General features: G+C 34.1%; 20 protein-coding genes. 10 read left to right on the top strand and 10 right to left on the bottom strand.

Annotated elements, in window-relative coordinates:
* Positions 1-149: 149 nt before the first annotated feature.
* Both EJA19_RS09285 and EJA19_RS09280 read right to left on the bottom strand, forming a co-directional pair.
* Positions 150-950 carry a TIGR00266 family protein gene (locus EJA19_RS09285; protein WP_125468099.1) on the bottom strand — a complete coding sequence of 267 codons (801 nt, stop codon included), beginning with the start codon at positions 948-950 and terminating at the stop codon, positions 150-152.
* A gap of 63 nt (positions 951-1,013) precedes the next feature.
* On the bottom strand, positions 1,014-1,466 hold the full coding sequence (locus tag EJA19_RS09280) for a DUF4442 domain-containing protein (RefSeq protein ID WP_125468098.1): 453 nt from the start codon (positions 1,464-1,466) through the stop codon (positions 1,014-1,016).
* 147 nt (positions 1,467-1,613) lie between these two features.
* Here EJA19_RS09280 and EJA19_RS09275 point away from each other — a divergent pair, with 147 nt between their 5' ends.
* The 5 genes from EJA19_RS09275 (at position 1,614) to EJA19_RS09255 (ending at position 5,971) form a co-directional block, all read left to right on the top strand.
* Positions 1,614-2,060: a DUF4870 domain-containing protein gene (locus EJA19_RS09275; protein WP_125468097.1), complete on the top strand. Its 447-nt coding sequence runs from the start codon at positions 1,614-1,616 to the stop codon at positions 2,058-2,060.
* Between the two features lie 62 nt (positions 2,061-2,122).
* Positions 2,123-2,464 (top strand): PadR family transcriptional regulator, encoded by a 342-nt coding sequence (locus EJA19_RS09270; protein ID WP_125468096.1) that lies wholly within the window; start codon positions 2,123-2,125, stop codon positions 2,462-2,464.
* Complete coding sequence (locus EJA19_RS09265; RefSeq protein WP_125468095.1) at positions 2,461-4,218, top strand: PspC domain-containing protein; 1,758 nt, start codon at positions 2,461-2,463, stop codon at positions 4,216-4,218. The genes EJA19_RS09270 and EJA19_RS09265 overlap by 4 nt, the downstream gene beginning before the upstream one ends.
* Positions 4,219-4,320: 102 nt before the next feature.
* Complete coding sequence (locus EJA19_RS09260; protein WP_125468094.1) at positions 4,321-5,040, top strand: head GIN domain-containing protein; 720 nt, start codon at positions 4,321-4,323, stop codon at positions 5,038-5,040.
* A gap of 100 nt (positions 5,041-5,140) precedes the next feature.
* A complete protein-coding gene (locus EJA19_RS09255) occupies positions 5,141-5,971 on the top strand; it encodes a GIN domain-containing protein (protein ID WP_125468093.1) in 831 nt (276 codons plus the stop codon).
* Between the two features lie 48 nt (positions 5,972-6,019).
* Here the strand turns inward: EJA19_RS09255 and EJA19_RS09250 are convergent, their stop codons facing one another.
* The 4 genes from EJA19_RS09250 to trxB form a co-directional block, all read right to left on the bottom strand.
* Positions 6,020-6,598: a YceI family protein gene (locus tag EJA19_RS09250; protein ID WP_125468092.1), complete on the bottom strand. Its 579-nt coding sequence runs from the start codon at positions 6,596-6,598 to the stop codon at positions 6,020-6,022.
* Positions 6,599-6,673: 75 nt separating this feature from the next.
* Complete coding sequence (locus tag EJA19_RS09245; RefSeq protein WP_125468091.1) at positions 6,674-7,930, bottom strand: hypothetical protein; 1,257 nt, start codon at positions 7,928-7,930, stop codon at positions 6,674-6,676.
* 24 nt (positions 7,931-7,954) lie between these two features.
* On the bottom strand, positions 7,955-8,533 hold the full coding sequence (locus tag EJA19_RS09240) for a YceI family protein (RefSeq protein WP_125468090.1): 579 nt from the start codon (positions 8,531-8,533) through the stop codon (positions 7,955-7,957).
* Positions 8,534-8,704: 171 nt separating this feature from the next.
* Positions 8,705-9,685 (bottom strand): thioredoxin-disulfide reductase, encoded by a 981-nt coding sequence (trxB, locus tag EJA19_RS09235; protein ID WP_125468089.1) that lies wholly within the window; start codon positions 9,683-9,685, stop codon positions 8,705-8,707.
* A gap of 162 nt (positions 9,686-9,847) precedes the next feature.
* Here trxB and EJA19_RS09230 point away from each other — a divergent pair, with 162 nt between their 5' ends.
* The 3 genes from EJA19_RS09230 to EJA19_RS09220 all read left to right on the top strand — a co-directional run bounded on the left by EJA19_RS09230 (position 9,848) and on the right by EJA19_RS09220 (position 13,053).
* Complete coding sequence (locus EJA19_RS09230; protein WP_125468088.1) at positions 9,848-11,209, top strand: NAD-dependent succinate-semialdehyde dehydrogenase; 1,362 nt, start codon at positions 9,848-9,850, stop codon at positions 11,207-11,209.
* Positions 11,210-11,281: 72 nt separating this feature from the next.
* Positions 11,282-12,529 carry a fibronectin type III domain-containing protein gene (locus EJA19_RS09225; RefSeq protein ID WP_125468087.1) on the top strand — a complete coding sequence of 416 codons (1,248 nt, stop codon included), beginning with the start codon at positions 11,282-11,284 and terminating at the stop codon, positions 12,527-12,529.
* Between the two features lie 92 nt (positions 12,530-12,621).
* The gene (locus EJA19_RS09220) at positions 12,622-13,053 is read left to right on the top strand and encodes a hypothetical protein (RefSeq protein ID WP_125468086.1); all 432 of its coding nucleotides are present in this window, start codon (positions 12,622-12,624) and stop codon (positions 13,051-13,053) included.
* Between the two features lie 43 nt (positions 13,054-13,096).
* On the opposite strand, the gene hemL is transcribed toward EJA19_RS09220, so the two are convergent.
* From hemL to EJA19_RS09205, 3 genes are read right to left on the bottom strand one after another with little or no spacing between them, the layout of a single operon-like run.
* Positions 13,097-14,383 (bottom strand): glutamate-1-semialdehyde 2,1-aminomutase, encoded by a 1,287-nt coding sequence (gene hemL / locus EJA19_RS09215; protein ID WP_125468085.1) that lies wholly within the window; start codon positions 14,381-14,383, stop codon positions 13,097-13,099.
* Between the two features lie 15 nt (positions 14,384-14,398).
* Positions 14,399-15,223, bottom strand: a complete 825-nt coding sequence (locus tag EJA19_RS09210) for a glucosaminidase domain-containing protein (protein ID WP_125468084.1) — start codon at positions 15,221-15,223, stop codon at positions 14,399-14,401.
* A 6-nt stretch (positions 15,224-15,229) separates the two neighbouring features.
* The gene (locus tag EJA19_RS09205; protein ID WP_394342052.1) at positions 15,230-16,108 is read right to left on the bottom strand and encodes a 1-aminocyclopropane-1-carboxylate deaminase/D-cysteine desulfhydrase; all 879 of its coding nucleotides are present in this window, start codon (positions 16,106-16,108) and stop codon (positions 15,230-15,232) included.
* Between the two features lie 389 nt (positions 16,109-16,497).
* Between EJA19_RS09205 and EJA19_RS09200 the strand changes: the two genes are divergently transcribed.
* On the top strand, positions 16,498-19,845 hold the full coding sequence (locus EJA19_RS09200; RefSeq protein ID WP_125468082.1) for a T9SS sorting signal type C domain-containing protein: 3,348 nt from the start codon (positions 16,498-16,500) through the stop codon (positions 19,843-19,845).
* A 19-nt stretch (positions 19,846-19,864) separates the two neighbouring features.
* Here the strand turns inward: EJA19_RS09200 and EJA19_RS09195 are convergent, their stop codons facing one another.
* Complete coding sequence (locus tag EJA19_RS09195; protein ID WP_125468081.1) at positions 19,865-20,908, bottom strand: hypothetical protein; 1,044 nt, start codon at positions 20,906-20,908, stop codon at positions 19,865-19,867.
* Between the two features lie 219 nt (positions 20,909-21,127).
* Here EJA19_RS09195 and EJA19_RS09190 point away from each other — a divergent pair, with 219 nt between their 5' ends.
* The gene (locus EJA19_RS09190) at positions 21,128-25,285 is read left to right on the top strand and encodes a T9SS sorting signal type C domain-containing protein (protein ID WP_125468080.1); all 4,158 of its coding nucleotides are present in this window, start codon (positions 21,128-21,130) and stop codon (positions 25,283-25,285) included.
* Positions 25,286-25,439 lie beyond the last annotated feature (154 nt).

The following is a 25,439-nucleotide window of genomic DNA, read 5'->3' as shown; positions in this document are numbered from 1 at the left end:
GGTTTTGGGTTAATAAAGTAGAAATGTTTTATAGGCTATAATTCTATTAAGTTAGATACTAAAGGTAGTAAAAAAAGTGTTTAAAAACATAAAATCAACAAAATTTTAACACTTAAATTTATAACTATTTAACCACGAATAATATAAGATTAAAATCTATTATCGCCGTCTAATAAGTCTCCTAAACCTCCTAAAATACTTCCTTCACCTTTATCTTTACCGCCTGCTCTTGGCGCAGATGCAAGCACTCTACCAGCTAATCTACTAAATGGTAACGATTGAACATAAACTGTTCCAGGCCCTTGAAGTTTAGCAAAGAATAACCCCTCGCCACCAAAAATGGTATTCTTAATGCCGCCTACAAACTCAATATCATAATCTATACCTTTTGTAAAACCAACTATACAACCTGTATCTACTCGTAATGTTTCTCCTGCTTTTAATTCTTTCTTTGCCATAGTTCCTCCTGCATGAACAAAGGCCATACCATCACCTTCTAGTTTTTGCATAATAAAACCTTCACCTCCAAAAAGGCCACGACCTAGACGTTTACTAAACTCTATACCGACGCTTACACCTTTAGCGGCACACAAAAAAGCATCTTTTTGACAAATAAACTTCCCGCCAAAATGAGTTAAATCTATAGGCACAATTTTTCCTGGATATGGCGACGCAAAACTTACATTTCGTTTTCCAGATAGGTTATTATAAAAAGCCGTCATGAACAAACTTTCTCCTGTAAGGATTCGCTTTCCTGCACCCAAAATTTTACCTAAAAATCCAGAATCGTTTTTAGAGCCATCACCAAAAATGGTTTCCATCTTTATGCCGTCATCCATCATCATAAAGCTTCCGGCTTCGGCAATAACACCTTCTTGTGGATCTAACTCAATTTCTACAAATTGCATTTCTTCTCCAAAAATTCTGTAATCTATTTCGTGTGCTGTCATAATATTATGCTTTTTGATTGATTTTATAAATAGGTTGCTTAAATATCGATTTTGTTACAGTAATTACTTTACTTTTAGTGTCCACTCAAAACCAAATTGAGAAACTTCATCTCCAGACTCATCAACACCATTGGCATACAACCAAATAGTTTGCCCTTCTCCTGTTTCTATCGCTTTTTTTATTACTTCGTTAATTGCGTCTCCTTGATGGCATTTAAATGTAATTCTTCCTGTTGCCTTTTTAGTAAAACTACCTTTGTTATTGGCTACCAACATAGAAATACGCTTTCCAGAAGCTTTTATTTTGGTTAGCATTAAAGCCCCAGTGGTCAATTCAGCCGCCATACCTTGTACTGCCCAAAACATAGATTTAAAAGGGTTTTGGTTAATCCACTTGTGTTTTACTTTAACCTCGCAACTATTGTCGTCTATAAATGTGGCTCTTACTCCTGTAAAGTAAGCAGAAGGTAATTTAAATAATAAAAATAGGTTTAGTTTTTTGGGTGAAATTGTCATGAGAGCTTTTTTAATTGCCCACTAAAGTACCGAAAAAAACTGAATTCACTTTTGTTAAAAATATGTTAATTTTTAGTACTTTGTATTGCATAATACCTTTTTTTAGATATATATTTGCATAAGAAACTATTATATGAATCATCAATCATGCTAAACAATCATCAAAAAAACATCGCTACGTTTATTCATTTATCCACCTTTTCTAGGTTTATTATCCCTTTAGGAAACTTTATTGGTCCTATACTTTTATGGAGTATTAATAAAGATAAAGGCGAATTTGTAAATGAGCACGGTAAACAAGCTATTAACTTTCAAATAAGTATACTGTTGTACACCATTATTATAGGTATGATAACCATTCCTTTTTTTATTTTTAAGTTTTTTGGTGGGATAGACTTTATAGATATTAATGGGTTCCAAAATTTTCACATTGATTTAGATAACCCTTCTCCTTTATTATACTTTACAGGTTTTATGGGATTTTTAGGTATTATAGCTTTCATCTTGGAACTGGTTTTTATTGTTACAGCTAGTTTAAAGGCTAGAGATGGTTTGCCCTATAAATACCCACTTACTATTAATTTCATCAAATAAACTAATCATCAATTAAAATCAATCAAAAAATGAACAGTTTCATCATTAAACCGAATTAGACCATGAAGATAGAAAACACAAAAGCACAAATGCGAAAAGGTGTTCTGGAATACTGCATCTTATCTATTTTAAAAGATGAAGACGCTTATGTAGCCGAGATTCTAGACACCCTAAAAAACGCCAAAATGCTAGTGGTTGAAGGGACTATTTACCCTTTACTTACTCGACTTAAAAACGCAGGACTTCTTTCCTATCGTTGGGAAGAATCAACATCTGGACCACCACGAAAATATTATGGTCTTACAGAAACAGGAAAATTATTTCTTAAGGAACTAAACAGCACTTGGGAAGATTTACAAAACGCAGTTAACATAGTAACCAGTCAAAAAAATAAAACAAAATGAATAAAACAGTCAACATAAACCTAGCAGGTACATTCTTCTATATAGATGAAGATGCGTACTTAAAATTGCAACGCTATTTGGAGGCTATAAAACGTTCATTTACAGACGCACAAGGACGCTCTGAAATTATAGCCGATATTGAAGCTCGTATTGCCGAGCTTTTTACAGAGCGTATGAAACACGATAAACAAGTGATTAGTAGTAAAGAGGTTGACGACGTTATTAATATAATGGGACAACCTGAAGATTATCTTGTTGATGAAGAAATTTTTGAAGACGACCCCAAAAGTACTTATACCAAACGGTCATCAAAAAAGCTATATCGCGATACAGATAACTCGTATATAGGCGGTGTATCGTCTGGATTGGGGCATTATTTGGGTATCGATGCGGTTTGGGTACGCTTATTATGGATTTTATTGGCATTAGGATCTGGTGGAACATTTATTCTTATTTATATTTTATTCTGGATTTTAGTTCCAGAAGCCGTTACTACAGCCGAAAAACTTACCATGACTGGCGAGCCGGTTAACATTACCAATATTGAAAAAAAAATTCGTGATGGCATTGACAACGTTTCAGAAACCGTAAAAAATGTCGATTACGAAAAATACGGCAACAAAGTAAAATCTAACTCTAAATCCTTTTTCGATACTTTAGGCGATATCATTATGTTTTGCCTTAAAGTTTTTGCCAAATTTATTGGTGTTCTTTTAATACTTATTGGTGCATCAACATTAATAGGTTTAATAATTGGGTTATTTACCTTCGGGATATCAGATTTTGCAAACATACCAGGATTCGACTTTATTGATGCCGCTAATGCAGCCAATACGCCTGTATGGCTATCATCGTTACTAACATTTTTCTTTTTTGGAATTCCTTTTTTCTTCCTGTTTTATTTAGGGTTAAAAATATTAGTGAATAACCTTAAATCTATAGGAAACATTGCTAAGTTTTCGTTATTGGGGCTCTGGATACTTTCTATTGTTGGGTTAATTATTATTGGCATAAGACAAGCCAGCGAACATGCCTTTGATGCTAACGCAACTAAAACCGAAACCTTACAAGTAACCGCTCAAGACACATTGTACCTTAAAATGCAAGGAAACACCTTGTACAGTAATAGTGTGTATAGAAACCATACACCTTATAAATTGGTTTACAACGAAGCCGATGAAAAACTTATCTATTCATCGGATGTTCGATTAATTGTAAAATCAACCAAAGATTCGTTAGCCAGTATTCGTATTGAAAAAACAGCCGAAGGTAACAGCTACAAAGCCGCTAGAGAACGTGCCAACGATATAGATTATAGCTATTTACTTTCTGGAAACGAATTACAATTAAATGCCTATCACACAACAGCCTTTAAAAGTAAATTTAGAGATCAAGAAGTAGAAGTTACACTTTATTTACCAGAAGGACTTACTTTATATGCCGATGATAATACATATTCTTTTCACAGAAACTCTAGTTATTACAACGACATATTACACAACGATATGGAAGAACATTACTTAAAAGTTATGGATGACGAATTACAATGTTTAGATTGCGATGATGAGGATTTTGAAGTTAATATAGATATTAAGAAAAAAGACAAAGGCGTTATAATAAATGGCGATAGCCTAGAAATTAAAGGCGATAAAAGCCTTATAAAAATAAACGATGAAGGGATTAATGCTAAATCTGAAAGTGTAAACGTAAAAATAGATGACAATGGCGTAAACATTAGCTCTAAAAAAGACTAACAATTCATCATAACCAAACCACAGTTCGGTTAACTAATTTTTATAAAATAAACCATCAACTATATATTTCAATAAATAATCAATCAAAAAAAACAACAAATCATGTCAACACTAACAAAAATAATCGTCTCCAGCATTCTAGCTATTTTTTTAAGCTCGTGTGTTTTTGAAAACTTTGGGGTTAATGGCAACGGCAATGTTGTCTCCAAAGAGCGTACTATAAACGGTAATTTTAACGAGATTAAAATAAGTCGTGGATTAGACGTTTATTTAACCCAGGCAAATACTACAAGTGTTAAAGTACAAGCCGATGAAAACCTTCACGACATTATTAAAACAGAGGTTAAAGATAATGTGTTAAAAATTTATGCTGAAGAAAATATTGCCTCATCGGCTGCTAAAAAGGTTATGGTTAGCTTTAATAAGCTTTCAAAAATAGAATCAAGTAGCGGCAGCGATGTCTTTTCTAACAACACCATACAGTCTAAAGAATTAGAACTATCGGCAACAAGTGGTAGCGATATGGAGCTTAGTATAGAAACCGAAACTTTAATATGCGACACCTCAAGCGGGGCAGATATGGAACTATCCGGAAAAACACAATCGTTAATTGCCAAAGCCTCTAGTGGCAGTGAAATTGATACTGAGAACCTCAGCTCTGAAACAGCACAAGTTAAAGCTAGCAGCGGTGCTGGAATTTCTGTTAATACTAGTAAGAAAATTACAGCAAGCGCTAGTAGCGGTGGCGACATTACCTACTACGGTAATCCAGAAATTGTTGAAAAAAGCGACAATGTTTCTGGTAGTATTAGAAAACGTTAACTTAACACAATCAACCAAAAAGCAAACCATCTTATGCGCTCATCAAGTATAAGATGGTTTTTTATTTATATTTGCTTCAAATTAATTATCCATTTTTATCATGAAAAAATGCTTATTCCTTACAGGAATTTTTGCCATACTAACATTATCGGTATTTGCCCAAGAAAAAATAAAAGGTAACCGAAATGTTACCATTGTAGAAACCAAAATCGATCCCTTTAACAAGCTTGTTGTTAGTCAAGATTTTCAAGTTGTTTTAGTAAAAGGGTTTGATGCATCGGTAGAAATTGAAGCAGACGAAAACCTACATGATATTATAAATTTTGATGTCTCTAACGGTGTATTATCTTTAAGTACTGATTATAAAATCAGATCTAAAAGGAAACTCAATATAACTATTAAATACACCGAAGATTTATCCTTTATTCAATTAAAAAACGCTGCCAAAATATCGGCTATTAGTACTTTTGGTAATCCAGAAATAACTTTAGAACTTCATGATGACTCTAATACCGAATTAAATATTGAGTCTAAAAAACTGAATATAATTGCTCAAGCTAAATCTAAATTAAAGCTTAATATACAAAGTGATTCTGTACATTTAGAACTAAATGAAAGTAGCAAAATGGAAGCGCTAATTAATGGGCAATATTTAAAAGCCGATTTATATCAAAGTGCCAAGGCCAATATTGAAGGAACTTGTGCTAAACTTGATTTGAACACTATGAATTTTTCCGATTTTACAGGCAAAAACTTTACATGTAAAAACAGTACAATACTTGCCGAAGACAGTAGCGATGTTGCCATCCATACCGAGGAACATTTAATTTTAGAGGCTACTGGAGACTCCGAAATTGAACTTTATGGCTTGCCTAAAATTACTATTAATACATTTTCTGGAACAACAGAGCTTAAGAAAAAAGAGTTATAAAAATAAAAAAGCCAAAGCGTATAAGCTTTGGCTTTTTTTATAGATGCATTAACATCTTTTTAAGACCAAATCAAAATTTATAGTTATAACATCTTTTACTTTTATTAATCCAAATACCTTTTGTGGTGGTTCTAAATGGAAATCACTTATGTTTAAGTGCAGTTGCCCTTTTACGTTAATCCCTTGGCCTTGGTTTACAGTAACAGGTATTTTGTAAGGTTTTAAAACACCAGCCATATCAATTTGTAAATAAGCTTCAACAACATTATTATTTGCTGCATTGTAAACAAGCTCGTTTAAATGCAATACAATTTGTGGATGTTGTTCTGTTTTTAAAAGTTTATTAAAGTCTTTATTTATGCCTTTGTTGCCGCAATCAAAGCATGAATTATTTAAGGTTAATTTGGCTTTTTTAAACAGCAACCCATTGGCTTTTGATACAAAGCTTACTGGAATTTCTTTTTTAATGGCAGCAACGTCAAATTCGCAATTAAAGTCTTTTATATTAGTAGTACCTTCAACATAAAGTTTACTTTCGGGAGAAAGCAATATTGATGTTTCTGTTTCTTTCATATACCTGAAAGACACAAAGGTTAAGACTACAAAAAATATTAATAAACGTTTCATAATTTATTACCATTACATGATTAAAAAAGTAAGCTCTATAGACTTACCTATAGAGCTTACAAATTTACAACCAATTTAGAAACTTATCACAGCTTCAACCATAAGGCCATCAAACTGACCTTCATCTAAAATGCTTCCTGTTCCGTAACCGTCGTATTGTTGGTTTACATATTCTACTTTTGCTAAGATATTTTTGGTCATAAACCAACCTGCACCTAATTGGAATCTATCAATAGTTACATCGCCAGCGGCTTCTTCAGCATCTACTGTATTATAACGTCCTCCTACATAGAAATTTTCAGTATTTCCAAAACGGTATATTACTTCTCCTGCAAATTGGTTAGCGTCTCTTCTGTCTGCTTCGGTATGTCTTCTACCATTAGCAAGTTCTACAGTTCCAAAGAATTCTAGACCTTTATATTTAACAAAAGGATTAAACATTATCGCGGTTACTTTGTTACCAAATCCAGGGTTATAACGTCCAGATCTAAAGTTATCATTTGCACCTTCTTCTTGCATAACATGATAGTATCTTGATCCTGTACGATCTGCACTATATAGGTAAGAATTTGCTACACTTCCAGTGTTATAAATAGATCCTGTAAGACGCACTCTTAAATCTTCGTTAATTTGATTATCATAACCTAACTTAGCTAAAAAAGAAGCACCATTAGCATCATTTTTCTCTGTAGATTGATTTAGTTTACCATTAGAGAAACCTACCATACCAAATAATCCATTATCCATTCTGTAATAAACCTCTGCTCCAACTTCTGTTGTAAAGGCATCCATAATTAAGTTTCCTACAAAAGGGTTATAAATAGCTTGTGCATTGTCTGTTCTTCTAAAGTGTGCATCACCATAGTTGTTTTCCATGTGACCAATTTTAATGGTTGCATGTTTCATGAATTCGCTTAAAAAACCTTCTTTGATAAAGTCTAATTTATCTATTTGAAAGTAACCACCTTTTACGTAAGGTTCTGGGTGGTGACGAGAAGATAAATAGGTTCTTAAGTGCATTCTTACACCATCGTAAAGTGCTACATCTAAATCTAAGTTGGCTGTTGCCAAGTTGAAGTTGCTTCCAAGTTCTTCTAGAGCTACATCACCTGAATTTTCATGGGTAACAGCTTGAAATTGTAGTGTTGATGACCCGCCAATTCTTACTTTTACTTTTTCAAAAGTAGATACGGTGTCTTTTGGTGCCTCAAAAACATTTATACCGTTTTTATCTGGCTCCCTGTAATTATCTAATTTCCTGTTTTGTGCAAATACTGTGAATCCTACAAATAAGGCTACAAAAAATATTGCTTGTTTAATTGTTGCTTTCATGATTTTTGAATTTTAAATTTTTAATTAGTTGAAAACTGTATTGAATTGTATGGTTATTTCATCTCCTGTGGTAATAGTGCCAAGTAACGCTGTTGGTGGTTCAACATTAAAGGTTGTCATTTTTAAGTCTTTCTCTCCAGACAGTGAAACTGTTCCGTTTAATGGACTTAAGGTAAAAGGCAATTCTATAGATTTTGTGGTTCCTGCTATGGTTAAATTACCTACAGCTACAACACTATATCCTGTCCTTTTTTTAGTTATAGACTTTACTTTAGTAAGCTTAAAGTTTATGGTTTTATAATCTGAATAGTCAAGAGCTTTTCTAGTGTTCTTATCCATAGAAGACTTACCACTCTTTAAGGCATTAACATCAAAAGTCATTGTTAAGTCTTTTAAGGCAAACTGCTCGGTATTTTCAATTTGAATAGTACCTTTTTGTTGTTCTGCAGTAATTTCCCAATCGTGTAAACTTGAAGTCCCTAATACTAATAATGATGATTTTTGATTATTGACTGAATAGTTTTGTGCAACCAAATCTACTTGGTTGAACAGTCCTAATATTAGAAATACGACTAATAATCGGAGGGTCTTAAATTGTACCATAGTTCTTGTTTTAATGTTACAGTACAAAGGTCTTTATTATAACCATGCTAGAATATGACATAAATCATAAAACGCGAAAAAACTTACATTTTGTTATTTTTTCTTTATTTAACAACAAAAAAAAGCCCAGAGCATTGCTCTGGGCTTTTTCTAATATAAAGTCTTAAAAAACTAGTTGTAAGTAGAGGTACTTACTTCAAACTCTGAGTCTTTTGCAGCTAAGTAGCGTTCTGCATCCAAGGCTGCCATACAACCTGTTCCAGCAGCCGTAATGGCTTGTCTATATACATGATCTGCAGCGTCACCACTTACAAAAACGCCATTAACATTTGTTTTTGCTGTTCCAGGCTTATTTATAATGTATCCTGTTTCGTCTAATTCTAGGTATTCTTTAAAAATATCGGTATTTGGTTTATGCCCAATAGCAACAAAAAATCCAGTAGCGGGTATTTCAGTTACCTCATTAGTTTGGTTATTCTTTACTTTTACTCCTGTAACCACTTGTCCATCACCTATAACCTCTTCGGTTTCCGTATTCATTAAAATTTCAATGTTTTCTGTGTTTCTTACACGTGCTTCCATGATTTTCGACGCTCTAAATTCATCACGGCGTACTAACATGGTTACCTTCTTACATAATTTGGATAAGTAATGTGCTTCTTCGCAAGCAGAATCTCCAGCACCAACAATAACCACTTCTTGATTACGATAAAAGAACCCATCACAAACAGCACAAGCAGAAACACCTCCACCAAGTTTTAAATATTTTTGTTCGGAATCTAAACCTAAATATTTAGCCGAAGCTCCTGTTGAAATTATAACCGTTTCACAGTGAATTTCTTTTTCTTCATTTACCCAAACCTTATGCGTATCGCCAGAAAAATCTACTTTGGTAATCCAACCATCTCTCACATCGGTACCAAAACGTTGCGCCTGTTTTTGTAACTCAATCATCATTTCAGGGCCTGTAATTCCTTCTGGGTAACCTGGAAAATTTTCAACTTCATTAGTGGTTGTTAATTGTCCTCCTGGTTGTGTTCCTTGGTATAACACAGGATTCATATTTGCTCTAGCTGCATAAATTGCCGCAGTATATCCCGCAGGACCAGAACCTATTATTAAACACTTTACGTTTTCTATTGTATCAGACATAATTATTGCTTTAATTTCTCTAAACAAAAGTAGGATTTTTGCCCCAAACCTTACATATAAGTTATCAACACTTTAAATAATAGCATAGGTCAATTTTATATCAGTTAAAATTCTTATTTCTACCAAAACTTTCTTAAATTAATATTTAAAATAACATAAGTCATGGCAACTACAATAACAACCCAAAATCCTTTTAACGAAAAGCCTTTAAACACCTACTCGCTATTTACTGAAAAGCAACTTGAAACTGTTTTACAGGCCTCCCAAAACACGTTTTTAACATGGCGAGAAACCAAAATAAAACAACGTTGCAAATTGTTGAAAAAACTAAAAGCCCTACTTCTTGAACGAAAAAACGACTATGCCTTATTAATGACTCAAGAAATGGGTAAGCCAATTTCGCAAGGTGTTGCCGAAATTGAAAAATGTGCTTGGTTATGTGATTTTTACAGAAAAAACGGTGAAGACTTCCTCGCTGATGACATGATAAAAACCGAGGCTCACGAAAGCTTTATTAGTTACGATCCCTTAGGTGTTATTTTATCTATTATGCCTTGGAATTATCCTTTTTGGCAAGTCTTACGGTTTGCCATACCTACAATAACAGCTGGAAACACAGCTATTTTAAAACACGCTTCCAACGTAACGGGGTGTGCTTTAGAGATTGAAAAACTATTTAAAGATGTTGGCTTTCCCGAAGGTTGCTTTACAACTATTCTAGCCAATCACAAACAAGTCGAAACACTTATTAATGATAGCAGAATTAAAGCTGTTTCCTTAACTGGTAGTGAAACAGCAGGAAGAAAAATTGCTGAAATAGCTGGAAAAAATCTTAAAAAATGTGTGTTGGAATTAGGTGGAAACAATGCCTGTATTGTTTTAAACGATGCCGATTTAGATACGCATATAAACACCGTGGTAACAGCTAGAATGCAAAATAACGGACAAAGTTGCATTGCCGCAAAACGCTTTATTGTGGAAGAAGGTATTTATGACACATTTGTACAAAAATTTCAAGATAAGATAGTCCAACTAAACACTGGCAACCCGGAAGATAATAATACAGAAATTAGTGTTCTAGCAAGAACAGATTTAGCAGAAGAATTAGAGCATCAAGTGAAAGAATCTATCAAGCAAGGCGCTATTGTATCCTATGGAAACAAAAGAATGAACGCTTACTACCAACCAACTATAGTTACAAATGTAACACCAGAAATGCCCGTTTTTAAAGAAGAAACCTTTGGTCCTGTAGCAGCCATAATTAAAGTGAAAAATAAGGAAGAAGCTTATAAAATGGCTTCACTTTCTAAATTTGGTTTAGGTTGCATGGTTTTTACTAAAGATACAGAAGATGCTTTAGCAAGAATTAGTCAAATTGAAGATGGCGCCTTTTTTATTAACGAAATGGTAAAGTCTGATCCTCGATTACCTTTTGGCGGTACAAAAGCTTCTGGTTTTGGTAGAGAATTATCAAAAGAAGGAATTTTAGAGTTTGTAAATAAAAAAAACGTGTATTTAAAGTAATTCTAACTTACACAAAATGAATCTGTCATTTCGTTTATTTTAATTATATTGGGTGACCAATTATTTTAACTTATGACTAAACGCTTACTAATTTTACTGTTTGCAATTGTTATTGTTGCATGTAGTAAAGACGACGACCAAACACAACAAACAACACCTATTTGTAACCCTCCTGAGAATATTACGATAAACAATATTACTTCGGCTAATGCTGAATTACAATGGGAAGAATCTAGTAATGCCAACTCTTATTTAATTGAATATGGTATAAGCGGGTTTTCTTTAGGTAGCGGTGAAACCATAAGCACCTCGGAAACGTCAATCATATTATTAGGCTTAGAAGGCAATACTACTTACGAGGCTTATATAACAACCATTTGTAGCTCCAGTAATGAAAGCATGATTTCTGATCCTATTAGCTTTACAACTACTATCGCTAATGTTATAGCTGAATTTTTGCCAAACTTATCAGATTTAAACTTATATCAAGGTAATTTAAGTCATTTAACACCTAGCAGTAAAACGTTTGAATACAACTTAAACACACCTTTATTTACAGATTACGCCCATAAACAACGTCTTATAGCGCTTCCTGAAGGCACTACTATGACGTATGTAGACGATTTACTTCCTGAGTTTCCTGACAATACTGTAATTAGTAAAACGTTTTACTATTATAATAACGAACAAGATGAAAGTCAAGGAAAAACAATAATAGAAACTAGAGTATTAATTAAAAAGAATGGTATTTGGGAAACTGGAAATTACAAATGGAATGCTGCACAAACCGATGCTACTTTAGATAATACCACTAGTACTACATCTATTACATATATCGACCAATCTGGAGCTACTCAAAATGTTAACTATGTTATCCCTTCTAATACAGATTGTACTACCTGTCATGGTAATAACACAACCATTACTCCTATTGGACCTAAATTAAGAAATCTTAAACGTGATAATCAAATTCAAACGTTAATTGATGAAAACTTTATTAGTAACCTAACCAATGCTTCTTTAGTTTCTGCACTTCCAAACTGGGAAAACACCTCATTATCTCTTGAAGAACGTGCCAGAGCATATTTTGATGTTAATTGCGCACACTGCCATAGTTCTGGTGGTTCGTGCGAAGACCAATCGCTCTTAAGACTACGTTATGAAACACGTTTTAATGAAACTAACATTTATGAAAGTAGCACAGCAATCGCCTACAGGATGTCTTTTTATCAAGATGGTTTAAGCATGCCTTTTATTGGTACAACTATGGTTCATGATGAAGGTTATGCATTAATTTCAGATTATATTGATAGCTTATAACTTCTGTTAATCTTTTATTAAACACGTAAAGCGGTTTAAACCTTTTTCTCATATCTATGTCTTAAAAGTAATAACCTTTAAAACATATCATTATGAAAAAATTAATCATAATTGCCTTGGCTTTTATGACTTTTACGGCAAACGCTCAAGACCGAAAAATGCGTCATGATAGAATGTCTGATTATTCGCCAGAGGAGATTGCAGAACTTCAAACAAAACGTATGACTCTTAATTTAGATTTAACTGAAGCTCAGCAACAAAAAGTGGCTAAAATCAATCTGAAGAACGCCAAAAAGAGACAAGAAAAAATGCAGGCTTTTAAGGCTAAAAAAGAAGATAGAGAGACCAAGCTTACAAAAGAAGAGCGTTTAAAAATAAAACATGACTTTCTTGATAGTCAAATAGAAACTAAACGCGATATGCGAAAGGTTTTAAATGATGATCAATATGAAAAATGGACTAAAAGCCTAGAACACAAGAAAAGAAGGTTTGCCAAAAGAGATGGTAGGCATAAAAGAAAATAACTAAGAAAAAAGCATTGGCCTAAAAAACCAATGCTTTTTTTATTTATAAACTAGCAGCTACCTTATCGCAGGCTGCAATAGTATCATCTAAATCATCGTAGGACAAAGCATTCGTAATAAACCAGGTTTCAAAAGCACTTGGTGCTATATAAACGCCATGATTTAGCATACCATGAAAAAAGGCTTTAAACTTATCATTATTACCTTTTACTGCAGATTGAAAATCTTTTACTTCATCGTCACTAAAATGAATAGACATCATAGAACCTACTCTATTTATAGTATGTTTAATACCATGTTTTGTTAATACTTCGGTGCAACCTTTATGAAGGTATTTTGTTTTTTCCTCTAGCTCATTAAAAATAGTAGCTTCATCATTTAACGCTGATAACATTGCCAATCCCGCTGCCATAGCTAAAGGATTTCCGCTTAATGTTCCTGCCTGATAAACAGGTCCAACGGGCGCTAGACAATCCATAATTTCGTTTCGTGCTGCAAAAGCACCAACAGGTAATCCGCCACCAATTACTTTACCAAAACAAACAATATCAGCATTAACATTATAAAGCTCTTGGGCGCCACCTTTGGCTAATCTAAAACCAGTCATTACTTCATCGAAAACTAAAAGAATATTATTGGCATCGCATAATGCTCGTAACGATTGTAAAAAGTTATTTTTAGGCGGAATGCACCCCATGTTACCAGGCACGGGTTCTAAGATAATACAAGCAATATCGTCTTTATTACTTTCTACAATTTGCTTAACATTATCAATATTATTAAACTCAGCTAAAAGGGTATCTTTAGCAGTACCTTGTGTTACTCCTGGACTATTGGGTGACCCAAATGTTATTGCACCACTTCCTGCTTGAATTAAAAAAGCATCGCTATGACCATGATAACAGCCTTCAAACTTTATAATTTTATCTTTTCCTGTAAAACCTCTGGCTAGTCTAACAGCGCTCATACAGGCTTCTGTACCAGAGTTTACAAACCTAATTTTATCTACATTAGGCACCATGTTTACAGCTAATTCGGCTATTTTGGTTTCTATTTCTGTTGGCGTTCCAAACGAGGTGCCTTTTTTTGTGGCTTCTATTACCGCATCGACAACAGGTTGGTAAGCATGACCTAATATCATAGGTCCCCATGAATTAATATAATCGATATATTTATTGTTATCCTCGTCAAACAAATAAGGTCCTTTTGCTTGGTTTATAAAAATAGGTGTTCCGCCAACGGCTTTAAATGCTCTAACAGGGGAATTTACGCCACCTGGAATTACTTGTTCGGCAGCTTTAAACAATGTACTGCTTCTTTCGTATGTCATAAAAAAATGTGCTTTTTAATTAATTGTCAAGACTTGACCAACATCAATATTGGTTCCTGAAAGATTATTAATTTTTTGTAGTTGCTTAACAGTAAGATTAAATTGTCTTGAAATGGAATATAATGTGTCTCCTTTTTTCACTACATATTTGTCTTGAGAATGCGAACTAACTCGAGTATTATTTGTACTAGCACGACTATAACTATTACCTAACACCTCATCATCAAATTCATATAACCGGTAACGTTCTATTAAGCTTATTAATTTATCTGGATATTTTCTATCTGTAGCATAACCTGCTGCCTTTAACCCTTTTGCCCAGCCTTTGTAGTCGTCTTGTTTTAAATCAAATAATCCGCGGTATCGTTTACGTTCTGTTAAGAATAGTGAATGGTCTCTAAAGGAGTATTTAGAATGGTTATATTTTCTAAAGCACTCTTGACGCCTATCGTCATCATGATAAATTTTAGCGCCTGTCCACTCATGACATTTTATTCCGAAGTGATTATTTGCCTCTACAGATAATCGTCCTTTTCCTGATCCAGACTCCAGAATACCTTGCGCTAAGGTAATACTTGCAGGTATGCCGTAAAGCTTCATTTCTTCTTGAGCAATAGAACTAAAGTTCGCTATATAAGCCTCGGTTGGACTAGCATAAGTCGTTCTAGAACCATTGGTATTGTTATTTTGCTCTGAGGTGTTATTTGTAGGGTTGTTGGTTGTGCGCTTGTCTACCACAACGCGCTTAGAGTCACTACGCCTTTTAGTTGTTGTTTTTTTTGATGATCCGCAACTAAATATAAAGATGCCTAGAGTTATGTATAATAGTGTTTTTTTCATGAATTTTTAATCAATTAGCGGCATATTCTTTTTTTCTAGCCTTTTATTCATTCCTGGTATTCCTTGTAAACCTCCTGTATGAATAGTTAATATTTTTGAATTTTCATTAAAGTACCCTTTATCTATTAAATCAAAAACACCAAACATCATTTTACCTGTGTAAATAGGATCTAAAGGAATTTGATACGTTTTTTTAAACGTATTAATAAAACTGATTAATTGAGTATTTATTTTAGCATAACCACCAAAATGATAGTCTCGTATTAATTCCCAATTATCATGTTTTGCAAATTTACGAATATCATCTGACAAAAAATCACCTTTCAAAGCAGGAAAGCCAAGAATTTTTTGGTGTGACTTAGAGGCGTTTATTAAACCCGAAATAGTTCCTCCTGTGCCAACAGGACAACATATATAATCAAAATTTATATCGTCATCTGTTAAAATTTCTTCACACCCTTTAACGGCTAATTGATTGGTACCGCCTTCTGGGATTAAATAAAATTCTCCAAATTCATTTTTTAGGTTTTCTATGAAGCTAGTCTTGGTTTTATTTCTATAATCAGAACGCGATACAAATTTAAATTGCATACCACAAGATTGTGAAAAAGATAGGGTCGGATTATTGGCTATTTTTGCACTAACCTCTTCTCCTCTAATAATCCCTATGGTTTTAAAACCATTCGCTTTTCCGGCTGCTGCTACTGCTGCAATATGATTTGAAAACGCGCCTCCAAAGGTTAACAACGTTGATTTATTTTGATTTTTTGCCTCTAAAATATTGTATTTTAATTTACGGTATTTATTGCCAGAAACAAACGTATCTATTTTATACTCGGGCTTTATTGATAACCTATTATCAATCTCAACATTAATTACATCCAAACTTTTTAGCACTTTATCTATTTTTACACATTAACCAACAATTAAATCTTTTTATTAATTATTTTAACAACAATAATCTTAAAAACATGTCAATGCGTTAATAAATTAACTGTTTTTACGATTTAAAAAACCTCAATATCTTAAACTTTTCCTATTAATCATATGGAACAAATTATAATTTGTTTTCGTAAAAATAATAGCAAAGTATATGATAAGAAAATTTCCCTCAAAAAAGCATCTTCCTAACATTTTTTTATTACTCCTGTTAACCCACTACTCTTTTAAATTACTCCTAACAATACAGGCAATACAATTTTCACAAAAAAACTAAAAATTCAAAACATTCATTTGATTTATAACACCATACCTATTCCTCAAAACTATACAACATGAAAAAAAGCATACTATTAGCATTATTTATAACATTTACCATTAAAAGCTTTTCTCAAGGAGATGACTGCTCCACTGCTGCTGTATTAACAGTAAATTCAGGGTGTACTTTTACGCAATACACTAATACAGGGGCTACTAATTCTGCTATTCCTGATCCAGGATGCGCTAATTACTCTGGTGGCGATGTATGGTTTTCATTTACGGTTCCTACAAGCGGCAACTTTACAATTGACAGCAATTCTGATACTATAACAGATAGTGGAATGGCTCTCTATTCTGGTAATTGTGGCTCTTTGTCCTTAATTGAATGTGATGATGATGGTAGCAATAATGGGCTTATGTCATCTATAACACAAATTGGAGCAATTCCAGGCGAAATATTATACATTAGGTTTTGGGAATACGGCAACAACAACAATGGCACATTTTATATATGCATTAGGGAATTACCTGGCCCACCAAATAACGATGATTGCTCTGGGGCTATTTCACTAACACAAAGCAATTTATGTACATATAGTTTTTTCGACACAACTTCGGCTACTTCTAGCTCAGGCATACCAGCTCCAGGATGTGCCAACTATTCTGGAGGAGATATTTGGTTTTCCACCGTAATTAACAGTACTGGAGAATTAACAATTGACACAGAGTCTGCTGCAATAACCGATGGCGGCTTAGCCCTTTATTCAGGTGACTGTGGCTCCTTATCGTTAATTGAATGTGATGATGATGATAGTGCAAACGGATTAATGCCCTCTATTACCATAACAGGAAGAACCCCTGGTGAAACTATCTATATCCGTTTTTGGGAATATGGCAACAATGCTTCAGGTACATTTGGTATATGTGCCTCTTCACCAATACCTCCCGGGTTATATGGCGTAAATTTATGCCCAGGAGATCCAAGTCAAGCTTTAACCTCAACTTACTCTTGTCAAGGTGAAACTAGCATAGGAAATACTATTACAGGAAATTTAAACGCTGCTACAGACCCTATTGCGCTACAACCTGAAATATTTATATCTAGTAACGACCCTTGTAGTTTTGAAACAACAAATACTGCTAATTACACAACAGTTAGTTTTACAGTTAATACAACTGGCACTTATGTTTTTGCTATGGAAACACCAACACAACCAGAATATTTTGACGCTATGGGTTACATCTATGAAACAGCTTCTGGTTTCACACCTGGAACTTGTTCAGCTGGCTACATAGCTGGCGATGATGATGATGGTCCTGATTTAGACCCTCTGATTACAGCAAACCTAACTACTGGTATCACTTACACCCTAGTTACTACTGTATTTTCTTTTGGCAGTACAACTCATACAGGGGCATTTACATGGAATGTTATTGGCCCTCCTAGAGATATTGATTGGTATATTAGTGAAACTGGCGGTAGCCCAATTGGTTCTGGCGCATCATTTGATCCCGTTGGAGTACCAGGTTCACCTCTAACAGACACAAACACTCCTGGTGTTTATACATTTTGGGGAAGTTGTCCAGATTCCCCTTCTAGTAGAACTCCTGTTGAATATACCATAGGTAAAGTTTGGAACGGCTCTGTAGACACCGATTGGTATGAAGCCAATAACTGGACGCCTAATGGTATACCAACCAATACTGACTGTATTATTATTCCTGATGTTACTACTACAAACAACAGATCTCCTATTGTTATTGGATCTACACCAATACCACCAATTCCTGGCTACGGAAGAAACCTTACAGTACAAGACAATGGGTATTTAGAAATTCAGCAGTATGCTAACATCATGATTACAGATTGGATTAATATTGATACTAATGGGATGCTATTGGTTAGAAATGGGGGAAACCTAATACAAATAACCAATACTGGAACTAATGCCATTAATTCTGGAGATATTCAAGTACAAAGAACAGTTTCCAATGTAGAGAATCAAGATTATATTTACTGGGCTTCACCCACCGATAATTTTAGTGTAGATAACATCTCGCCAGGTACAAGTAACAGCTATATTTGGGAATGGATTCCCTCCACAACTAATACGTATGGTATTTGGCAAAACGCATCGGAAAACATGATTGCCGGAAAAGGCTATATTGTTAGAGGTATTTCAGGCACCAACCCAACTTCTACACCTGCACTCAATACAACCGAATTTATTGGAACTGCGAGAAATGGACAAATTACCAAACAAATAAGTCATGGTAATTACACAGGACCAGACTATCCAGGAGGTGGAAGTACGATTGCAACAGAATTAGACGACAACTGGAATCTAGTTGGAAACCCTTACCCTTCTGCCATTTCTGCCGATGAATTTATAGCTTCAAACGCAACTGTTATTACGGGTAATACACCTCCTATTTCGGGAACAGTTTACTTATGGAGACATCTTAATGCGCCTAGCAACGCTATTGGCGATCCATTTTATGCCGATTACGTGTATAACTATGATGCCAATGATTATATAGCCTATAATAGCACAGGATCTAACCCTCCTGGTTTTAATGGTAGCATAGCATCGGGACAAGCCTTTTTTATTCTGATGAATCATAACGAGTCTTCTCCTTCAACCATTACATTTAATAATGATATGCGTGTAGATTCTGGTTTTGCTCCTTATGATAATAATCAATTTTACAGAACTAGTGAAAATAATCATTTAGAGAAACATCGTATTTGGGTTGATTTAATTACTCCTAGTCAAAAAGCTTCATCTATTTTAATAGGATATATTGAAAACGCTACTAATAATCTTGATAATCTTTATGACAGTTACTTTTTATCAGCTACTTCGACAAAGTTTTATTCTATTTTAAACGAAAACTTTTTAGCGATTCAAGGCAGAACACTTCCTTTTTCAGATTACGATACTGTTCCTTTAGGGTTTACCGCAGCACAAAATGGAAGTTATAAAATTGCTATAAATACGTTAGATGGATTATTTGAGACCACAAACCAAACTATTTATCTAGAAGACCTCTACAATAACACGTTACACGATCTTAGATCTTCTCCATACAACTTCACTACCAATTCTGGTGAATTTAACGATCGGTTTATATTACGTTACAGAAATAACAGATTATCTATTAATGATATTGAAGAAAGTCAAGACAACATTATAATTGCAACTCCTAATTATAATTATGTTAAGGTTACCGCCAAATCAAGTGTTATTACAAATGCAACTATTTATGACATGTTAGGCAAGAAAATATTCGAGGATAATAATCTAAATGTTTTAGAAACGACCATTAAAAACTTCACACATTCTGACGGCACTTATATCATAAACATTACATTAAAAAATGGAATGCAAAAATCACAAAAAGTAGTTATAAAGCCCTAGTATAATGTATAAAGCACTTTCATTCTTTACTTTTGTATGGATAATCCTCTATATAGTTCTGTTTTCGTAATTTTACACGAAGTCTATAAAAATTGGTTTCTATTGTTCTTAACGACACATTAAACTTAGCAGCAAGATCTTTATGAGATAAATTAAAAGGCTGTAAAGCAGCATATAGCTTTTCGGTTTTAGTTAAAAAATCTAATTGCTCTACAACCAATATTAGGTCTTTATATTCTTCTACATAGCAGGTTTTAAAATCGTTCCAACTTTTAACCTTTCCATCATCATCTTTTAAACACCAAATATTGTGGTTTTTCTCATTTAAAACCTCTTTCGGCTCTTCCTTTTGCCATTTACTTTTAACTTTTGTAATTAAAAACAACCAATTGGTATATATAGCTAAAGTAATAATTAACAGTGTCATAATCAGATTAAATACATGTGTTAAATGATATAAAGCCTTAATACCAGCTACATTGTTAAAAATAAGTATCAAACCAACAAAAAACAGTGTATCGAGTATGTAATACACAATAAAAAGCACACTAAACACTTGTTTATACACACCATCAAAAAGCTCATTACCTTTTGTTATTTCTATTTTATTTAAAAAATATAAAAACACCCCAAATAAGGTTAAGTTATAAACAATCTGTATCCAAATATTTATTAAAATATTCTTATTGGTATTATAAAATATCATACTATTTGAACCATCTCTAGCTATGAGATAGTGAATAAAAGCAAAACTGAGTCCTATTAAAAAAATTACACCAAAACGTTTTAAAATTCCTGATGTAGATATAGCCTTACCAAAAAGTGACGCACAAAATATGGGAGTTAATAGAGCCAAATTTTCGTTAACAACGCCATAATAATCTAAAATTACCGAAGGCAAATCTGAGTAGTAATCTAAATAAAGCCAAACACCAGATGATGAGAAAAACAAAAACGAAAAGAACGTAAGGAACTTCTCAAATGGTTCTTGGTTTTTACTCCTAATAATAAATAGAATAAACCCTATAGCACTTAACACAAAAACCAAGTGGCTTAAAAACATAGTTTTAGTAGTTTTGTAGTAGCGTTTTCAATCTAACTACTTCTTTAATAAATTACATTTACAAATCTTGAAAACGTTGCTAAATTACCAAAGAAACTCCCAAATTCCTAAAGGAAATTCAAAATAAGCTTTCTAGTCACGTTTTCTAAACACAACTTAAAAACAACTTACAAAAGCTCATCAACTAACAATTGTTAGGGTAAAACGATTATTTTTAAAATGAAAAACAGAATCTACGTTTGTTTACAAAAAAGAGGATCCCTTCTTTTAATCTTAAATTTATATTTTATTTTATCAACACAAACACTAACAGGGCAAACTATTTTAATAGACCCAACTGGCAATGGTGGATTTGAATCAGGCACAACCTTTGCCGCAAACGGGTGGAATAACAGTAGTGATGTTGCCGGAACTACAACAAATCAATGGACGTGTAATACAGGAGCCACTACAGGTTTTAGTGGAGCTCGATCGGCATATATTACTAACAATACCACATCTACACCGCCGCCGCACACCTATACAAACAATGTAACAAATGCCTCACACCTTTATAAAGATATAATGGTTCCTGTAGGAGAAGAATTTATTACCCTAAGTTTTGATTGGATAGTTGATGGCGAAAGTACTTGGGATCATTTGCAAATTTGGTTGGTTCCAACAAGTTACACACCAACTTTTGGTACTAAAATAGCTGCTACAGGAAGTGCTCCAACAGGCCATATCCAGATTAGTGGAGATTTTAGCGAACAGCCTAGCTGGACCAGCGATGCATATTCACTGCCTCCTTCCTATGCAGGCACTACATTTAGACTAGTTTTTGAATGGTTTAACGATAGCTCCTTGGGAGGAAACCCTCCTATCGCTATAGACAATATAGAACTAACTTCATCCATTCCTACACCTCCTGTAAATGATGACTGCACCAATGCACTTACAATAACCACTAATTCTGACTTAAATTGCACGAATACAACAAGTGGTACGGTAGCTTTTGCTACAAACTCTGGTGTAAACGACTGTACTGGCACATCAGATGATGATGTTTGGTTTAAGTTTACAGCTTCAAACACATATCATAGTATCGACTTACTTAATGTATCCGGCTCTACAACTAATTTAGTACATGCCATTTACGGCCCTATTAATGAAGCTAATTGTAACACAGAAATTACGACTGCTAACCTACTGCAATGTAGCGATCCAAATTCTTCTACTCTCTCAGGACTCACAGTGGGGGAAACCTATTACATTCAAGTATATAGTTATAGTAATTCTTCACAAACAACGACTTTTGATATATGTGTAGGCACATCACCACCACCGCCAGCTAATGATGACCCTTGTAATGCTATCTCCCTCACCGTAGACCCAGGAGGTAATTGTACAACCTCCTCCGGCACTACAGCCTACGCAACCGACTCTGGAATTGTTAATTCCAGTTGTCTTACCAGTGGAGACAATGACGATGTATGGTATAGCTTTGTGGCTACATCAGCGTTTCATAACATTCAAATAAGTAATACTGGTGGCGCTACAGATATTTATCACATAATTTACGAAGGAACTTGTAATGGTTCTTTAACTAGTCTTAGTTGCTCCGACACTGATTCTGGAAGTTCAGTATCAGGTCTTACCATAGGGAACACTTATTATGTTCAGTTGTTTACATATTCAAGCAATATAGGAACAAGCTCATCGTTCAACATTTGTACTGTAGCTTTAGAGGATCCTTGCGATAATATTATACCTCTTAGTTGCGACACACCAACACCACTATCTCTTAACACGGGTAATGGCACATTAGAATCTAACGATTGCGGAGGATGGGATGTCGAGGGACAAGAAGCCTTATATTCTTTTACCCCAACCATAACAGGAAATTATAGTATTACTCAGTTTTCTGCTACAACATCAGGTAGTCTATCCTCTTTAGATAACCATATTAATTATTATTATAAAGATGCTAGTTTAGGTTGTGATGATAATAACTGGGATTGTATTGATCATCTTACTAGCTCTACAACGGTTTCTACACCATCCTTTTCATTAACAGCAGGAATTACTTACTATTTTAGACTGGACACAGAATCAACCGAATCTAACGATATAAACTTTCAGCTTAATTGTCCGCCACCACCACCTGGTTGTGGTCTTAATTTTTACGATTCCGGAGGTATTTCTGGTGATTACGGCAATTATGAAAACGAAACCATTACTATTTGTCCAGATATATCTGGAAGCTCAGTTACCGTTGAATTCTTAAGCTTCCTTGTAGAAGGTGCAGGAACAAACTCTTGTTACGATAACCTTAGAATTTATGATGGATCAGATGCTACAGCACCACAAATTACACCTGCCAGTTTAGGTTTGGGTATAGGAACAGATGGGTTTTGTTGGCAAAACGCTAGTGATGGTACTGCAGATTTAACAGGACAATCCATAACATCAACTAATCCAACCGGATGTTTAACATTTGTATTTACCAGTGATAGCTCTTTAGGATTAGCAGGCTGGGAAGCAGAAGTAACTTGTTGTATTGTATGGAATGGCTCTGTTGATAACGATTGGAATACTGCAGCTAATTGGTCGCCAAACGAAATACCTACCATTGATGATTGCATCATTATTCCTGATAATACCACCACACCAAACACTCCTATATTAACGTATCCTGGCACACCTATTCCTCCTCAACCTGGCTTTGGCTTAAATTTAACCCTAAAAGATAATGCACTTCTTGAACTAGATAACAATACCGAACTTACCATTAAGGAATGGGTCGATGTTCAAGGTAATGCCATATTTAACTTAAAGAACAATGCTAGCCTAATTCAAATAGATGACGTCAACCTTAATAGTGGAAACATCTATGTACAACGTGCTCCTAACACTGACTTTTCTACAGTAAGTAACTTAGAATACGTATATTGGTCTAGCCCAGTTAGTAATTTTGATATTGGAGCTGTTTCTCCAGGCACCAATAGCGGACTTATTTTCGAGTGGGAACCTACTGTAACGGGTTTTGGAACAGGCAATCATGGGTATTGGTATAATGCTACTGGAAACATGGTTAATGGCCAAGGATATATTATTAGAGGTCTTTCTGGCACACCTACTAGTATTTCCAACACTTTAAATCCAATTATATCAATTCCCGTCACAAACAATACAGCTTTATTTTCTGGCACACCAAACAATGGAGAGGTGATTAAAAATGTGTTTCACGGAGGATATAACGTTACGGGAGACCCCGGATATCAAGGTAATAGCTCTACAGGAACACTTGCTTATAATGATGATGATAACTGGAATTTAATTGGCAATCCATATCCTTCAGCAATTTCTGCCGATACCTTTTTATCGCTTAACACCAATATTGATGGCACTGTTTATTTGTGGCAACATAGCTCTTTACCTAATACCATAGTAGATCCCTTTTACGAAGATTATAATTTGAACTATGATCCTTCTAATTATGTAGAATACAATAGCTCTGGATCAATTCCTCCAGGTATTGATGATTTACATATTGCCTCTGGGCAAGGGTTCTTTGTTTTAGCAAACCACAGTGCTCCATTAAGTTCTACAGTAACATTTAATAATAGCATGAGACAATATTCTACAGAATATAATAACAACACTTTTTTTAGGGAAAATAATACTAATTCTAACTCCCAGTCAACGTCTATAGAACGTCACAGAGTTTGGCTTGATTTGGCCAACTCAAACAATATGGCCAATACTTTATTAATTAGCTATATTGAAGGAGCCACCAATGAATTTGATCGTCTTTATGATGGTATTGAAGTAAAATCAACAGACCTGAGTTTTTATTCCATAAATAATGATTACAGATGTTCTATTCAAGGACGCGCTTTACCTTTTAATCAAGAAGACGCAATTCCTCTAGGCATGTACCTTACTGAAAACGATAACTACTCTATTGGAATTAACACGTTGGAAGGGCAATTTGTAGAAGACTCTCAAAATATTTACTTAGAAGACATGTATTTAAACATTGTTCACAATTTAAAAGAATCACCTTATAGTTTTACTGGCACTATTGGAGCTCTTAACGATAGGTTTATTTTAAGATACAATGCTTATAATACGTTGCATACAAATAATAATTCTTTTGATAATAGTATAATCATCACGACGCCAAATAACCAGTTTATTACAATCAAATCTAATAAACATCTTATAAAAACTATTACTGTTTACGATTTATTAGGACGACCAATTATCAATAAAAACGACATTACTAATCATAGCACTACTATTAACCACACATTTTCTGATGGTGCTTACATAGTAGTTGTTGCATTAGAAAATGGTCGAAAAAAAAGAAAAAAAGTTATATTAAAGCATTAATTATTTTTATAGATAAATTAAAAATCTCCACAACGGCCTTGACTTTAAATAGTCAAGGTTGTTTTCATTAGCATAAGCTTCACGCTCAAACGAAATATGTTTATAAGCAAGTTGCCTATTCTTATGTATTGCCCATCTATATAAAAACTCAACA

Origin of the sequence: Mangrovimonas spongiae (assembly GCF_003944795.1) — a bacterium.
Taxonomy (GTDB): Bacteria; Bacteroidota; Bacteroidia; order Flavobacteriales; family Flavobacteriaceae; genus Mangrovimonas; species Mangrovimonas spongiae.
The sequence above is the reverse complement of the archived record's forward strand: the minus strand, read 5'-3'. Positions and strand labels throughout refer to the sequence as shown.